We start from the raw sequence: 14,009 nt of genomic DNA, 5'->3' as shown, positions 1-14,009 counted from the left end.
GCCCTGGACCGGCAGTCCACCGAGAAGGCCGGCGACGGGCTTGGTCGGGCCGCCGCCGGCGAGAAGCTGCTCGGCGGTCGGCTGGGCGGCGGCAAGACCGGCGGCGAGGGCGGTCTGCCCCTGCGCCAGGACCTCACCGGCCCCCGGCAGGGCCTTGGAGACGTTCTCGGCCGGCAGCGTCTTGGTGACGGTGTCCAGGGCCTGCGAGGAGTCCGGGACGGCCGGGGCCGCATTGGCCACGCCCGCGCCGGCGGCGGCGAAGGCGGCGCCGAGAGCGGCGACACCGAGGGTCTTGGCAGCAGACTGCTTCATCGTTGATGCGTCCTTGGAATACGGTGACGGGGATTTTTTAAAAACACTCTGAGCGGTCCACGACCGTAAACATGCCGGACCACCCACCGCAAACACCGGAATGCGGACGGATGGTGAAAGTCCGTCCGCATTCCGGGCCCCGCCCGGGTTCCCGATCAGCCCTGTGGATCGGCAGAACCGCTGGTGGAGGCGGTCTGCCGGAACAGCCATTCGGATTTCAGCTCCGCATAGCCCGGCTTGACGACGTCATTGATCATGGCGAGTCGTTCATCGAAAGGAATGAACGCTGATTTCATCGCATTGACGGAGAACCACTGCATGTCGTCGAGCGTGTAACCGAATGCGTCGACAAGGTGCTCGAATTCCCGGGTCATGCTGGTCCCCGACATCAGCCGGTTGTCCGTGTTCACGGTGGCCCGGAAGTGCAGCCGGCGCAGCAGCCCGATCGGGTGCTCGGCGTAGGAGTCGGCGGCCCCGGTCTGGAGGTTGGAGCTGGGGCACAGCTCCAGCGGGATCCGCTTGTCACGGACGTACGACGCGAGCCGGCCGAGCTTGACCGTGCCGTCCTCGTGGACCTGGATGTCGTCGATGATCCGCACGCCGTGCCCGAGCCGGTCGGCGCCGCACCACTGGAGGGCCTGCCAGATGGACGGCAGTCCGAAGGCCTCGCCGGCGTGGATGGTGAAGTGGTTGTTCTCGCGCTTGAGGTACTCGAAGGCGTCGAGGTGCCGGGTGGGCGGGTAGCCGGCCTCGGCACCGGCGATGTCGAAGCCGACGACGCCCAGGTCCCGGTAGCGGTTGGCGAGCTCGGCGATCTCCAGGGAGCGGGCCGCGTGCCGCATGGCGGTGAGCAGGGCGCCGACCCGGATCCGGCGGCCGTTCTCCCGGGCGAGCACCTCGCCCTGCCGGAGGCCCTCGTTGACGGCCTCGACGACCTCTTCGAGGGACAGGCCCCCTTCGAGGTGCTGCTCGGGCGCGTACCGCACCTCGGCGTATACGACGCCGTCCTCGGCGAGGTCCTCCGCGCACTCGCGCGCGACCCGTACCAGGGCGTCCCGGGTCTGCATGACCCCGACGGTGTGCGAGAAGGTCTCCAGGTACCGCTCCAGCGAGCCGGAGTCGGCGGCCTCCCGGAACCAGACGCCGAGCTTGTCCGGATCGGATTCGGGAAGCCCGGCGTACCCGGTCTCCCGGGCGAGGTCGGCGACGGTACCGGGGCGCAGACCGCCGTCGAGGTGGTCGTGCAGCAGAACCTTCGGTGCCCGGCGGATCTGCTCCGGCGTCGGGGTGTTCGCGATGCTCTGGCTCGTCATTTCCGCACTGTAACTCCTACGCGCGTAGATCGCCCGGTACTCTGCATATTCCGTTTCCCGTCGATACGTAACGGTGACCGCACGGACGGGTCGCGTCCACCGCTTCTTCTGACACTGTTCTGTCATGGCACAGCAAGCGACGCCGGTCCGAACGGCCAGGCTGGGCAGAGCAGTCGGTCAGGAGCCGACGACGGTGAGCGGAGTGGTCCTGCTGCTCCCGGGCGGCGAGGAGGTCTCCGCCCGCAAGCCGTCCCTCGTATGGGCGACGCCCTTCGTCCGCGCGCTCGGACGCCGGCTCGCCCGGGACGGCCGTGACGAGGGGCTGGCCGCGCACATCGTCCACTACCGCTATCGCGGCTGGAACGGCAACGAGGCACACCTCGCGGGGGACGCGAGCTGGGCGGCCGACGAGGTGGTACGGCGGTACGGCGATGTCCCGGTGTGCCTGCTGGGGCTGGGCATGGGCGGCCGGGCCGCGCTGCGCGCGGGCGGCCACGAGGCCGTCAACTCCGTTGTCTCCATCGCCCCTTGGCTGCCGGAGACGGATGTGGCGGCACCTGAGGAACCGGTACGGCAGCTGGTGGGGCGCCGGGTGCTGATCGTGCACGGCACGAACGACGAACGGACCGATCCGGAACAGTCGTTCCGGCTGGCGGCGCGGGCCAAGAAGGCGAACCGGGAGGTGTGCCGGTTCGAGGTGCACTCGGACGGGCACGGGCTGCATCAGCACCGGGACGAAGTCCTCGCTCTCGCTTCGGACTTCGTCATGGGGGCGCTGTACGGGTACGCGGTTTCACGGCCGGTGGAGGACGCGTTGGCGGCGCCGCCGCCGATCGGGTTGCGGATGCCGCTTGCCGCGGGGTTCGGGCGGTCGCTCCGGAAGGGGTGACGGCCGGCTTCGGGGTGCGGGTGGTGGGTGGGTTTCGCGCCCACGCGGCGGTAGCCGCATATCGACACAGCCCCGCGCCTCTGAGGGGCGCGCTGTCACTAGGCCGGGAGCAGGTTGCCCCTTCTCGACAGCAGGAAACGCTTGAAGGCTGCCACCGGTGGGGTGTCCGGGTGGCCGTCCAGCCATGCCACGCCGATTTCTCTCGCCGCTCTCGGGGCCGTGACCGTCAGTTCCGCCACTCCCGGGCGGGGGAAGACCGGTGGAGGGAGGAGCGCCACCCCCAATCCGGCCGCCACCAGGCCCCGTAGGGTCTCCGCCTCCTCCCCCTCGAAGGCGATCCGCGGCCGGAAGCCGGCCTCCTTGCACAGGTCGTCGGTGATGCGGCGCAGGCCGTAGCCCGGCTCCAGGGTCACGAACGTCTCGTCGGCCGCTTCGGCGAGGCGGATGCGCTTGCGGGCGGCCAGCGGATGGTCCGCGGGCACCACCAGGCGGATCTTCTGTTCGTCCAGGCGCCTGGCCACCAGGTCCGGGGCGTCCGGCACAGGGGAGGTGAGGCACAGGTCCAGCTCGCCCGCCCGGAGCTTCTCGATCATCGCCTCGCCGTAGTTCTGGACGAGGCTGAAGCGGACCCGGGGGTGGTCGACGCGGAAGGCCTGGAGGAGGCCCGGGACCGTCTCCGCACCCATCGTGTGCAGGAACCCGAAGGCGACCTTGCCCGTCGCGGGGTCGGCGTCGGCGCGTACCTCGTCGGCGGCGCGCCGGACCTCGGCGAGGGCGCGTTCGACCGAGGTGAGGAAGGTACGGCCGGCCGGGGTGAGGGAGACGGTGCGCCCGCGGCGGGTGAAGAGGTCGACGCCGAGGTCCTGCTCCAGGCGGGCCATCGCGCGGGAGAGCGTGGACTGGGGGACGTCGAGCTCCTGCGCGGCCCGGGTGACATGCTCCGTGCGGGCCACGCCGGCGAAGTACGCGAGGCGCGGAGCCAGCAACATCGTCATGTCTTCTGTGTCACTGTCCGGTGACAGGCGCTTCGCTGACCTCTGTTGATGCTGCATGGGAACGATTATGGCGATTCCATGCATTGGACGGATCAAAAAGGGGTCCCTAGGTTCGAGGTATGTCTCCCGCCAGTACCGGGGCGTCCACCACCATGGACGCCGCAACGACCGTCCCCGCCTCCGACACCTCCGACTCCCGGATGACCCCGGGCGGCCCCGGCTACCGCCGGATGAGCCTCGCCCTCTTCCTCGCCGGTGTCGCGACCTTCGCCCTCCTCTACTCCACGCAGGCACTGCTGCCGCTGATCTCGGACGGCTTCGGAGTGAGCGCGAGCGACGCGAGCTGGACGGTGGCGGCGGCGACCGGCGGTCTGGCGCTGTTCGTCATCCCGATGAGCGCCCTCTCCGAGCGCTTCGGGCGCCGTACGGTCATGACCGCGTCGCTGGCGGTGGCGGTGGCGGTGGGTCTGCTGGTCCCCTTCGCGCCGTCGCTGGGCGTGCTGGTGGTGCTGCGCGGCATCCAGGGCGCCGCGCTGGCCGGGCTGCCGGCCTCGGCGCAGGCCTACCTGGCCGAGGAGGTCCGCCCCAGGGCGCTGGTCACGGCGATAGGCCTGTTCGTCGCGGGCAACAGTGTCGGTGGGATGAGCGGCCGGGTCATCACCGGCTGGGTCGCACAGGAGTGGGGCTGGCGGGTCGCGGTGGGCGTCATCGGCGTGATCGCGGTCGGCTGCGCGGTGGCCTTCCGGCTGCTCCTCCCCGCCCCACGGCACTTCAAGGCCGGCTCGCTGCACCCGCGCCGGCTGCTCGGCACGGTCCGCGACCATCTCGCCAACCCGCTGCTGCGCCGCCTGTACGCGATCGGCGCGCTGTTCATGACCGTCTTCGGCGGCGTCTACACGGTGATCGGCTACCGCCTGACCGAGGAGCCGTTCTCGCTCCCCCAGGGCATCGTCGGCTCGATCTTCCTCGTCTACCTGGTCGGTACGGTCTCGGCGTCCACGGCGGGCCGTCTGGTCGGCCGGCTCGGCCGCCGGGGCGCCCTCTACCTGGGCGGCGGCACCACGGCCGCCGGTCTCCTCCTCTCCCTGGCCGACTCGCTCCCGCTGGTCCTGCTCGGCCTCGTCCTGATCACCGCGGGCTTCTTCGCGGGCCACGCGGTGGCGTCCTCGGCGGTCAGCAAGACGGCCACCCACGGCCGGGCCCAGGCCTCCGCCATCTACCAGTCCGCGTACTACATCGGCTCCAGCGCGGGCAGCACGGTGGGCGCACTGGCCTTCCACGCGAGCGGCTGGTCGGGAACGGTGGGGGTGGCCCTGCTGGCGATCGCGGGCGTGGTGACGATCACGGTACTGGGCTCGGTGGCGGCCCGGCGCCAGGTGCCGGCCAACGCCCACTGAGGCCCGCCCCGCAGGGACGCGGGGAACTACGCGACCAGCCACAACGCGCCCGCACCCGCCCGCGGACCGCACCCCCCGAGTTGGCGGGCGCACCCCGTCTCACCCGCACGTTTCCCCACTCCGGGGACCGTTGTCAGTCCCCTGCGGTAGCTTCCAAGTGCTGGAGCGCAACGGCGCGCGGGCAGGAACGGCCACAGGGGTGGGTGGACGGCAATGAGCAACAGCACGGCGACGGCGGAGCTGGACGTCGCACTGGAGAAGCACCGGACCGAGCTGACCGGGTACTGCTACCGGATGCTCGGCTCGTCGTTCGAGGCCGAGGACGCCGTGCAGGACACTCTGGTGCGGGCCTGGCGGAGCTACGACAAGTTCGAGGGCCGCTCCAGCCTGCGGTCGTGGCTGTACCGGATCGCGACCAACGTCTGCCTGGACATGCTGTCGGCGGGCAACAAGCGGGCCCGCCCGATGGACCTCTCCGAGTCGACCCCGCTCGCCCGGGCGGCACTGTCGCCCCGACCCGACAACACCTGGCTGGAGCCGGTGCCGGACGCGCGGGTGCTGCCGACCGTGGCAGACCCGGCGGAGGCGGCCGTGGCCAAGGAGTCGGTCCGCCTCGCCTTCATGGCCGCGCTGCAACAGCTGCCGCCCAAGCAGCGGGCGGTGCTGATCCTGCGCGAGGTTCTGGCCTGGAAGGCCAACGAGGTGGCCGAACTGCTCGGCACCAGTGTCGCGTCGGTCAACAGCGCCCTGCAGCGGGCCCGGGCCACCCTGGCCGAGCAGCAGCAGTCGGGCGCCGCCGCCGAGGTCTCCGACCCACTCGACGAGGAACAGCAGAAGCTCCTGGAGCGGTATGTCGCGGCCTTCGAGGGCTACGACATGACGGCGCTGACGGCGCTCCTCCACGAGGACGCCATCATGACGATGCCGCCGTTCGACCTGTGGCTCGTCGGCCACGAGGACATCGCCGGCTTCATGACCACCATCGGCTCCGCCTGCGAGGGCTCCCGGCTGTTCCCGGTCCAGGTCAACGGCCTGCCCGGGTTCGCCCAGTACAAGCCCGACCCGGACACCGGCGGCTGGAGCCCCTGGGCGGTCCAGGTTCTGGAGATCTCAGACGGCCGGCTGACCGGGTTCCACTTCTTCCTCGACACCAAGCGCTGGTTCCCGCTCTTCGACCTCCCCCTCCACCTGGAGGCGAAGACCGACGAAGTGGAGGAGGGAGCGTAGGGCGGGGTCGGGGTCCCGCAGCCGTATCCGCCCTCCGGCCCGGCGGGCGGTCAGCTCCAGCCGGGCCAGCAGATCGACGGCCGCGAGCCCGGGCGGCCCGATCCCGGCGACATCGCAGACGACGATCCCGGTCGCGCCGCCCGCCAGCAGCGCACGCACCTCGGCGCACAGCCCGGGCACCGCGTCCTTGGCGACGGGGCCGGGCAGCACGAGCACGGCGGGGGGCATGGCATCCACGAACGGGTAGACCGCCGTCGGCTCGACAACTCATCGGTAGGGTGGCGGGCTTCCGTACGGTCGGCGCGCAGATCACAAGGATCACAACGTTGACCTGCACCTGACCGACCCCGAGGGTTAGCTGTATGTCCCACGGATCAGCGAAGCCCTACCCACCCGACGGTCTCCTCCCCCGCGAGGGGGTCCCGTGCAGGGGGTGCTGAGCGGCTTCGCGGTCATCGCGATCGTCATCGGGGTCGGATACGTCCTCGGGCGTGGCGGCCACCTCGGGGTCAACGGCCGCGAGGTCCTGACCAAACTGGCCTTCCACGTCGCCTCCCCCGCCCTGCTCTTCACCACGCTCGCGAAGGCCGACCTGGCGGTGATCTTCTCCAGCCGCCTCCTGGTGACGGCCCTGAGCACGGCAGCGGCGGCGGGCGCGTTCGTGGCGGTGGGTGTCGGGCGCCACTGGGGCGTGGGACGCACCACCATCGGTGCGCTGTGCTCCAGCTACGTCAACTCCGGCAATCTCGGCATCCCGATCGCGGTGTACGTGCTGGGCGACGCGTCCCTGGTGGCCCCGGTCCTGCTCTTCCAGGTGGTCATCGTGACCCCGGTCGCCCTGACCATCCTGGACCTGTCGGGCATGGGTGAGAAGGGCCCCTGGTGGCGCCGGCTCCTCGCCCCGCTCCGCAACCCGATAGCCGTCGGCTCCCTCACCGGGGTCCTGGTGTCGGCGCTCGGGATCCGCCTCCCCGGCCCGGTGATGGACCCCCTGACCCTGATCGGCAACATGTCGGTCCCGGCGGTGCTGCTCGCCTTCGGCATCTCCCTGCACGGCAGCACGCCGCCCGGCCGGGGCCGCGACCGCCACCCGGTGTTCCTCTCGGTGGCCCTGAAGTCGGTGGGCCAGCCGCTGATCGCCTGGGGCCTGGCGTCAGCGGTCTTCGACCTCCACGGCGCCCCGCTCCTCGACGTCACGGTGACCTCGGCCCTCCCGGCCGCGCAGAACCTCTACACCTACGCCAGCACCTACCACGTGGGCGAGGAACTGGCCCGCGACTCGATCCTGCTGTCCACGGTGCTGGCGGTACCGGTACTGGTCGTGGTGGCGGCGATGCTGGGGTGACGGCAGGTCAGTCGACGGGGAACTCGGCGGTGTCGACCGTGAGGCCGAACGGCTCCGGCAGCGTGATGGGGTCGCCGAACTTGACGGCGCTGAGGACCCGGTAGACGTCGCCCTTCGGCTCGCCGTAGAGCGTCGCGGTGGGGCCACCGGGGGCCCAGCGGTCAATCAGGAGGTAGAGCGGGATGCCCGCGGTGGCGTAGGCGGCGGGCTTGCTGACGCGGTCGTGCCGGGCGTTGGACTTGGAGGTCGCCTCGACAACGAGCTCGGCGAGGGCAGCCGGGACGTGCGAGTCCGCCTCGGGGTGCTCCGGCAGTTGGGTTACCACCAGATCCGGGATGAGCATGCCCAGCCGGGACGGCACGGAGATCGCCAGAGTCTGGAAGACCTCCCACTCCTCTGGGATCACTGAGTAGGGGCGACGCTGGATACGGGCCGCGATCACGTTGTGGCGGACGGCGGGAGCAGGTGACACGGTGATGATCCCCTCGATGATCTCCACCTTGCTGCCCTCGGGCCATTCCATCTCCTCCCAGTACCGGACGAGGTCGTCCCAGTTCTGGTCGGGGTCCTGGCTGACGGTGAGTGCGCTCACGGCGGTCTCCTATCGGTGCGTCACCGATCCCAGCATGCCGAACGGGACCGGTGCAGGTCCACCGATCCCGTTCACCCGATCGCGATATCCCCTGGTCAGGCGATACGTTCCAGCACCACCGGCGACGCCGTGAACTCCGTCCCCGCGGCCGCGATGTCGTACGAGCCCTCCACCGACTGGAGCGCGTACTCGAAGCGCTCCGGGGTGTCGGTGTGCAGGGTCAGCAGGGGCTGGCCAGCGGTGACCGTGTCGCCGGGCTTGGCGTGCAGCTCGACGCCCGCGCCCGCCTGCACCGGGTCCTCCTTGCGGGCACGGCCCGCGCCCAGGCGCCAGGCGGCGACGCCGATGCCGTAGGCGTCGAGGCGGGTCAGGACGCCGGACGACGGCGCCTTGATCACGTGCTGTTCCTTCGCCACCGGGAGCACCGCGTCCGGGTCGCCGCCCTGGGCCGCGATCATCCGGCGCCAGACGTCCATCGCCGAGCCGTCGGCCAGCGCCTTCGCCGGGTCGGCGTCCTTCAGGCCGGCCGCGTCGAGCATCTCGCGGGCCAGGGCGAGGGTCAGTTCGACGACGTCGGAGGGACCGCCGCCGGCCAGGACCTCGACCGACTCGCGGACCTCCAGGGCGTTGCCCGCCGTGAGGCCCAGGGGGGTGGACATGTCAGTGAGGAGGGCGACCGTCTTCACGCCGTGGTCGGTACCGAGGCCGACCATGGTGGAGGCCAGCTCACGCGCGTCCTCGATCGTCTTCATGAAGGCGCCGGTGCCGACCTTCACGTCCAGGACCAGCGAGCCGGTGCCCTCGGCGATCTTCTTCGACATGATCGAGGAGGCGATCAGCGGGATCGCCTCGACCGTGCCGGTCACGTCGCGGAGCGCGTAGAGCTTCTTGTCCGCCGGGGCCAGGCCGTCGCCCGCCGCGCAGATCACCGCACCCGTACCGTCCAGCACCGACAGCATCTCCTCGTTGGAGAGCAGGGCCCGCCAGCCGGGGATCGACTCCAGCTTGTCCAGGGTGCCGCCGGTGTGGCCGAGACCCCGGCCGGAGAGCTGGGGAACGGCCGCGCCGCAGGCCGCGACCAGGGGGGCCAGCGGGAGGGTGATCTTGTCGCCAACACCGCCCGTGGAGTGCTTGTCGGCGGTCGGGCGGGACAGGGAGGAGAACTCCATGCGCTCACCGGAGGCGATCATCGCCGCCGTCCAGCGGGCGATCTCGCGGCGGTTCATGCCGTTGAGGAGGATGGCCATCGCGAGCGACGACATCTGCTCGTCGGCGACCTCGCCGCGGGTGTACGCGTCGATGACCCAGTCGATCTGCTCGTCGCTGAGCTCACCGCGGTCCCGCTTGGTGCGGATGACGGAGATGGCGTCCATGGCCATGACGTTCCCTTCGAAGCATTGCGGCAGTGCGAAGCGCCCGGCCCCTCCGGGTGAGGAGGGGCCGGGCGGGAGTTACTTGGTGAGATGGGCCGGGCCGAAGGCCTGGGGCAGCATCTCGGAGAGGGGCAGGACGCCCTCCGGGGTGTCCAGGAGGAGGTCCGGGCCGCCGAACTCGTAGAGCAGCTGGCGGCAGCGGCCGCACGGGACGAGCAGGCCGCCCGTGCCGTCCACGCAGGTGAAGTGGGTCAGCCGGCCACCGCCCGTGCGCTGGAGCTGGGAGACGAGTCCGCACTCGGCGCACAGGCCCAGGCCGTAGGAGGCGTTCTCCACGTTGCAGCCGGCGACCGTACGGCCGTCGTCGACCAGGGCGGCGGCCCCGACCGGGAAACCGGAGTACGGCGCGTAGGCGTGGGACATGGCCTCCCGCGCCTCGGCCCGCAGGGTCTCCCAGTCGAAGCCGGCGTCCGGGGTCGTCACTTGCCCTGCCCCTTCCGGTACGGCAGACCGTCCGCCTTCGGCATCCGCAGGGACTGCGCGGACAGCGAGAGCACCAGCAGGGTGACGAGGTACGGGGTCGCGGTCACGAGCTGCCGCGGGACCTCGTTGGTGGTGGCGTACCAGATGAACATCAGGACCGAGATGACGATCGTGATGACGGCCGGGACGTACTTCTTGCGCCAGGCCAGGTAGACCGCGCCGAAGACCAGCAGGATCGCGAGCAGCAGGATCAGCGCGTGCACGTTGACCGTGCCGCCGCGCAGGTTGAGGCTGTCGGTGTAGCCGAACAGGCCCGCACCGAGCGCCAGCCCGCCCGGCATCCAGTTGCCGAAGATCATCGCGGCGAGACCGATGTAACCGCGGCCGGCCGTCTGGCCGTCCAGGTAGACGTTCGAGGCGACGATCGAGAGGAACGCGCCGCCGAGGCCGGCGAAGCCACCGCTGATGATCACCGCGATGTACTTGTACTTGTAGACGTTGACGCCGAGGGACTCGGCCGCGACCGGGTTCTCACCGCAGGAGCGCAGGCGCAGGCCGAAGGCGGTGCGCCACAGCACCCACCAGGTGATCGGGACGAGGGCGACGGCGATGACCGTCAGCGGGGAGAGGTCGGTGAGCAGACCGCCGACCAGGCCGCCGATGTCCGAGATCAGGAACCAGTGCTTCTCGTTGAGCGTGTTCAGCCAGTCGGACAGGCCTGGCACGCTGAACGTGCCGAGCGAGTCGATCGGCGGGGACTGCTTGGAGGAGCCGCCGGGGGCGTCCTCGAAGGTGAACTTCGAGAGGTAGCGGGTGGCGCCCAGGGCGAGGATGTTCAGGGCCACACCGGAGACGATGTGGTTGACGTTGAAGGTGACGGTCGCGATGGCGTGCAGCAGGGCGCCGAGCGCGCCGCCGATGATGCCGAAGACCACGCCGACCCAAGGGCCCCACTGGTAGCCGGCCCAGGCACCGAACCAGGTGCCGAGGATCATCATGCCTTCGAGGCCGATGTTGACGACGCCCGCGCGCTCGGCCCACAGACCGCCGAGACCGGCGAGGCCGATCGGCACGGCGAGGCGCAGCGCGGTGGACATCTGGCCGGTCGAGGTGATGCCGTCGGCACCGGTGATCAGACGGACGGCCGAGGTCAGGATCAGTACGCCCGCGATGACCAGCAGGAGTACCGGGAGCGACATTCGGCGGCCGCCCTTGCCGGGCTGCTTCGCCTGCGGCTTGGCGATGGTCGCGGTGGACATCAGGCCGCCACCTCCTTCTTGGTGTTCTGGGCGGCGGCCGCGGCGAGCTCCGCGCCGACCTTGCGCTGCTGGCGGCGCAGGCCCCACTGGCGTACGGCTTCGTAGGAGATGACCACGGAGAAGACGATCAGGCCCTGCATGATCGTGGCGATCTCCTTCTCGTACGCCACCGGGGTCGCGTAGTCGAGGGCGGGCGAGGCCTTGTCGAGGAAGGCCCAGAGCAGGGCGGCGAAGGCGACGCCACCGGGGTTGTTGCGGCCGAGCAGGGCGATGCCGATGGCGGTGAAGCCGAGGCCGGCCGGGAAGCTCAGGCTGTAGGTGTGGGTGTCGCCGAGCAGCAGTGGGAGGCCCGCGAGGCCGGAGACCGCGCCGGAGATCAGCATGGAGATCAGGACCATGCGCTTGGCGTCGACGCCGGAGGCGGCCGCGGCGGACTCGGAGGCGCCGGTGGCGCGCAGGTCGAAGCCGAAGCGGGTGCGGTTGAGGACCACCCAGTAGGCGATGCCGAGGGCGATGGCGACGAACACCATGCCGTAGATCTCGCCGACGTCCGAGCCGAGGTTGATGCCCGGGAACCAGCCGGACTTCTTCATGTCGCCGGTCGTCATGTTGTTGCCGACCTGGACGCCCCAGACGTTGGCGAGGGTGACGTAGCCGATGACGCTGGTGGCGATGGCGTTCAGCATGATCGTGGAGACGACCTCGCTGACGCCTCGGGTGACCTTGAGGACGCCCGCGATGCCGGCCCAGAAGGCGCCGGTGAACATGGCGACCAGGAGCAGCATCGGGATCTGCAGGAAGGCGGGCAGGCCGATGTTGGCGCCGACCACGGCCGTCATCACGGCGGCGAGGCGGTACTGGCCGTCGACGCCGATGTTGAAGAGGTTCATGCGGAAGCCGAGGGCGACCGCGATGGCCGCGATGTAGTACATCGCCGCCTGGTTGATGATCAGCACCTGGATGTCCGAGTACGGCAGCTGCTGAAGCATCAGCACGTACGGCTCGAACGGGTTGCGGTTCGAGGCGAGCAGCACGATCGACGTCAGTGCGATCGCGAGGACGAGCGCGATGACCGGGCCGGCCAGCGCGAGGAGCACCCGCTCCTTGTCGAACTTCTTCATCGGGCCTCGTCCTCCGGACCAGCGGCGCCTTCGTCGGTGGTTGCTTCGTGTTCCAGGTGGCCGGACGCGGCACCCGTCATGGCGGAGCCAAGCTCCTCCGGGGTGATGGTGGCCGGGTCGGCGTCCGCGACCAGCTTTCCGTCGAAGATCACCCGCAGGGTGTCCGACAGGCCGATCAGCTCGTCGAGGTCCGCGGAGATCAGCAGCACGGCCAGGCCCTCCCGGCGGGCCTCCCGGATGCGGTCCCAGATCTGCGCCTGGGCGCCGACGTCCACACCGCGGGTGGGGTGGGCGGCGATCAGGAACTTCGGGCTGTGGCTCATCTCACGGCCGACGATCAGCTTCTGCTGGTTGCCGCCGGACAGGGAGGCGGCGGTGACGTCGATGCCGGGGGTGCGGACGTCGTACTCCTCGACGATCCGGCGGGTGTCGGCCTGGGCGCCCTTGATGTCCAGCCAGAAGCCCTTCGCGTTGGGCTTCTCGGTGACATGGCCGAGGATGCGGTTCTCCCAGAGCGGCGACTCCAGGAGCAGGCCCTGGCGGTGCCGGTCCTCGGGGATGTAGCCGACGCCCCGTTCGCGGCGTTTGCGGGTGGCCCAGGGAATGATGTCCTCGCCGAGGAACTCGACGGTGCCGGAGTCGGCGTGGCGGGTGCCGATCAGCGCGTCGATCAGCTCGGTCTGGCCGTTGCCCTCGACACCGGCGATGCCCATGACCTCGCCGGCGTGGATGGTGAAGGTGACGTCGTCGAGGACGCGCTTGGCCGCGCCGGGGGTGGTGGCCTCGGTGAGCACGTCGGCACCGGCCGTGGCACCGGCGGAGCCGGGGGTCGCGGTCTCGGGCTGCGCGCCGAGCTCGCCGAGGGAGGCACCGCCGCTGGCGTAGACGGTGAGGTTGCGGACGGTGATGACCGGCTTGTCGGTGACCGTGGACTCGGCGGTCTCCGGGGTGGGCAGCTCGCTGCCGACCATCAGCTCGGCGAGCTGGCGCGGGGTGGTCTCGGAGGGGATCGCGGTCCCGACGGTCGTACCGCGGCGGATGACGGTGATGTCGTCGGCCACCGACAGCACCTCGCCGAGCTTGTGCGAGATGAAGATGACCGACAGGCCCTCCGACTTCAGCTCCCGCAGGTTGTCGAAGAGTGCGTCGACCTCCTGCGGGACGAGGACGGCGGTGGGCTCGTCGAGGATCAGGGTCTTGGCGCCGCGGTAGAGGACCTTGAGGATCTCCACGCGCTGCCGTTCGGCGACGCCGAGGTCCTCGACCAGGGCGTCGGGGCGGATGCCGAGGCCGTAGCGGTCGGAGATCTCGCGGATCTTCTTCCGGGCGTTGCCGCCGATGCCGTACAGCTTCTCGCTGCCGAGCACGACGTTCTCAAGGACGGTCAGGTTGTCCGCCAGCATGAAGTGCTGGTGGACCATGCCGATGCCGCGCGCGATGGCGTCGGCCGGGGACGAGAAGGTGACCTGCTCGCCGTCGATCGCGATGGTGCCCTCGTCCGGCTTCTGCATGCCGTAGAGGATCTTCATCAGCGTCGACTTGCCGGCGCCGTTCTCACCGACGAGGGCATGGACGGTGCCCTTGCGGACCGACAGGTGGATGTCGTGGTTGGCTACGACACCAGGGAATCGCTTGGTGATCCCCGCCAGCTCGACCGCGGCTGTCGTCTCTGCGGTGAGCGGAGGGCTGCTGGACGCGTCGAT

General features: G+C 70.5%; 14 protein-coding genes. 4 read left to right on the top strand and 10 right to left on the bottom strand.

Translation table 11 applies throughout. The features are described from left to right. On the bottom strand, positions 1–312 hold a 312-nt coding region (locus tag ACWGJB_RS08610; RefSeq protein ID WP_453379455.1), incomplete at its 3' end, for an ATP-binding protein. Positions 313–467: 155 nt separating this feature from the next. Beyond that, complete coding sequence (locus ACWGJB_RS08605; protein ID WP_453379454.1) at positions 468–1,625, bottom strand: adenosine deaminase; 1,158 nt, start codon at positions 1,623–1,625, stop codon at positions 468–470. A gap of 124 nt (positions 1,626–1,749) precedes the next feature. On the opposite strand from ACWGJB_RS08605, the gene ACWGJB_RS08600 reads away from it, so the two are divergent. Then, a complete protein-coding gene (locus tag ACWGJB_RS08600; protein WP_453379453.1) occupies positions 1,750–2,514 on the top strand; it encodes a prolyl oligopeptidase family serine peptidase in 765 nt (254 codons plus the stop codon). 98 nt (positions 2,515–2,612) lie between these two features. Here the strand turns inward: ACWGJB_RS08600 and ACWGJB_RS08595 are convergent, their stop codons facing one another. Further along, positions 2,613–3,566, bottom strand: coding sequence for a LysR family transcriptional regulator (locus ACWGJB_RS08595; RefSeq protein ID WP_453379452.1), 954 nt, complete (start codon positions 3,564–3,566; stop codon positions 2,613–2,615). Between the two features lie 62 nt (positions 3,567–3,628). On the opposite strand from ACWGJB_RS08595, the gene ACWGJB_RS08590 reads away from it, so the two are divergent. Both ACWGJB_RS08590 and ACWGJB_RS08585 read left to right on the top strand, forming a co-directional pair. Further along, positions 3,629–4,906 (top strand): MFS transporter, encoded by a 1,278-nt coding sequence (locus ACWGJB_RS08590; RefSeq protein ID WP_453379451.1) that lies wholly within the window; start codon positions 3,629–3,631, stop codon positions 4,904–4,906. Positions 4,907–5,119: 213 nt separating this feature from the next. Then, on the top strand, positions 5,120–6,133 hold the full coding sequence (locus ACWGJB_RS08585; protein ID WP_453379450.1) for a sigma-70 family RNA polymerase sigma factor: 1,014 nt from the start codon (positions 5,120–5,122) through the stop codon (positions 6,131–6,133). Here the strand turns inward: ACWGJB_RS08585 and ACWGJB_RS08580 are convergent. Next, positions 6,017–6,361: an STAS domain-containing protein gene (locus tag ACWGJB_RS08580; RefSeq protein WP_453379449.1), complete on the bottom strand. Its 345-nt coding sequence runs from the start codon at positions 6,359–6,361 to the stop codon at positions 6,017–6,019. The two genes, ACWGJB_RS08585 and ACWGJB_RS08580, sit on opposite strands and share 117 nt — an antisense overlap. A gap of 196 nt (positions 6,362–6,557) precedes the next feature. On the opposite strand from ACWGJB_RS08580, the gene ACWGJB_RS08575 reads away from it, so the two are divergent. After that, on the top strand, positions 6,558–7,478 hold the full coding sequence (locus tag ACWGJB_RS08575) for an AEC family transporter (RefSeq protein WP_453379448.1): 921 nt from the start codon (positions 6,558–6,560) through the stop codon (positions 7,476–7,478). 7 nt (positions 7,479–7,485) lie between these two features. On the opposite strand, the gene ACWGJB_RS08570 is transcribed toward ACWGJB_RS08575, so the two are convergent. The 6 genes from ACWGJB_RS08570 to ACWGJB_RS08545 form a co-directional block, all read right to left on the bottom strand. After that, a complete protein-coding gene (locus tag ACWGJB_RS08570) occupies positions 7,486–8,070 on the bottom strand; it encodes a Uma2 family endonuclease (protein WP_453379447.1) in 585 nt (194 codons plus the stop codon). A gap of 95 nt (positions 8,071–8,165) precedes the next feature. After that, complete coding sequence (locus tag ACWGJB_RS08565) at positions 8,166–9,449, bottom strand: thymidine phosphorylase (protein ID WP_453379446.1); 1,284 nt, start codon at positions 9,447–9,449, stop codon at positions 8,166–8,168. A 72-nt stretch (positions 9,450–9,521) separates the two neighbouring features. Next, positions 9,522–9,926, bottom strand: coding sequence for a cytidine deaminase (locus ACWGJB_RS08560; RefSeq protein WP_453379445.1), 405 nt, complete (start codon positions 9,924–9,926; stop codon positions 9,522–9,524). Beyond that, on the bottom strand, positions 9,923–11,185 hold the full coding sequence (locus tag ACWGJB_RS08555; protein ID WP_453379444.1) for an ABC transporter permease: 1,263 nt from the start codon (positions 11,183–11,185) through the stop codon (positions 9,923–9,925). Before ACWGJB_RS08555 ends, ACWGJB_RS08560 begins: the two co-directional genes overlap by 4 nt. Next, positions 11,185–12,306, bottom strand: a complete 1,122-nt coding sequence (locus ACWGJB_RS08550) for an ABC transporter permease (protein WP_453379443.1) — start codon at positions 12,304–12,306, stop codon at positions 11,185–11,187. Before ACWGJB_RS08550 ends, ACWGJB_RS08555 begins: the two co-directional genes overlap by 1 nt. After that, a complete protein-coding gene (locus ACWGJB_RS08545) occupies positions 12,303–14,009 on the bottom strand; it encodes an ABC transporter ATP-binding protein (RefSeq protein ID WP_453379474.1) in 1,707 nt (568 codons plus the stop codon). The genes ACWGJB_RS08550 and ACWGJB_RS08545 overlap by 4 nt, the downstream gene beginning before the upstream one ends.

Source organism: Streptomyces sp. NPDC054813 (genome assembly GCF_053611365.1).
This window is presented reverse-complemented; position numbering and strand designations above follow the sequence as displayed.

What these genes read in the sequence shown, in the direction of transcription:
- ACWGJB_RS08585 (WP_453379450.1), top strand. Translation starts at nt 5,120, where the DNA reads ATGAGCAACAGCACGGCGACGGCGGAGCTGGACGTCGCACTGGAGAAG.
- ACWGJB_RS08595 (WP_453379452.1), bottom strand. Translation starts at nt 3,566, where the DNA reads ATGCAGCATCAACAGAGGTCAGCGAAGCGCCTGTCACCGGACAGTGAC.
- ACWGJB_RS08590 (WP_453379451.1), top strand. Translation starts at nt 3,629, where the DNA reads ATGTCTCCCGCCAGTACCGGGGCGTCCACCACCATGGACGCCGCAACG.
- ACWGJB_RS08600 (WP_453379453.1), top strand. Translation starts at nt 1,750, where the DNA reads ATGGCACAGCAAGCGACGCCGGTCCGAACGGCCAGGCTGGGCAGAGCA.
- ACWGJB_RS08555 (WP_453379444.1), bottom strand. Translation starts at nt 11,185, where the DNA reads ATGTCCACCGCGACCATCGCCAAGCCGCAGGCGAAGCAGCCCGGCAAG.
- ACWGJB_RS08550 (WP_453379443.1), bottom strand. Translation starts at nt 12,306, where the DNA reads ATGAAGAAGTTCGACAAGGAGCGGGTGCTCCTCGCGCTGGCCGGCCCG.
- ACWGJB_RS08580 (WP_453379449.1), bottom strand. Translation starts at nt 6,361, where the DNA reads ATGCCCCCCGCCGTGCTCGTGCTGCCCGGCCCCGTCGCCAAGGACGCG.
- ACWGJB_RS08605 (WP_453379454.1), bottom strand. Translation starts at nt 1,625, where the DNA reads ATGACGAGCCAGAGCATCGCGAACACCCCGACGCCGGAGCAGATCCGC.
- ACWGJB_RS08565 (WP_453379446.1), bottom strand. Translation starts at nt 9,449, where the DNA reads ATGGCCATGGACGCCATCTCCGTCATCCGCACCAAGCGGGACCGCGGT.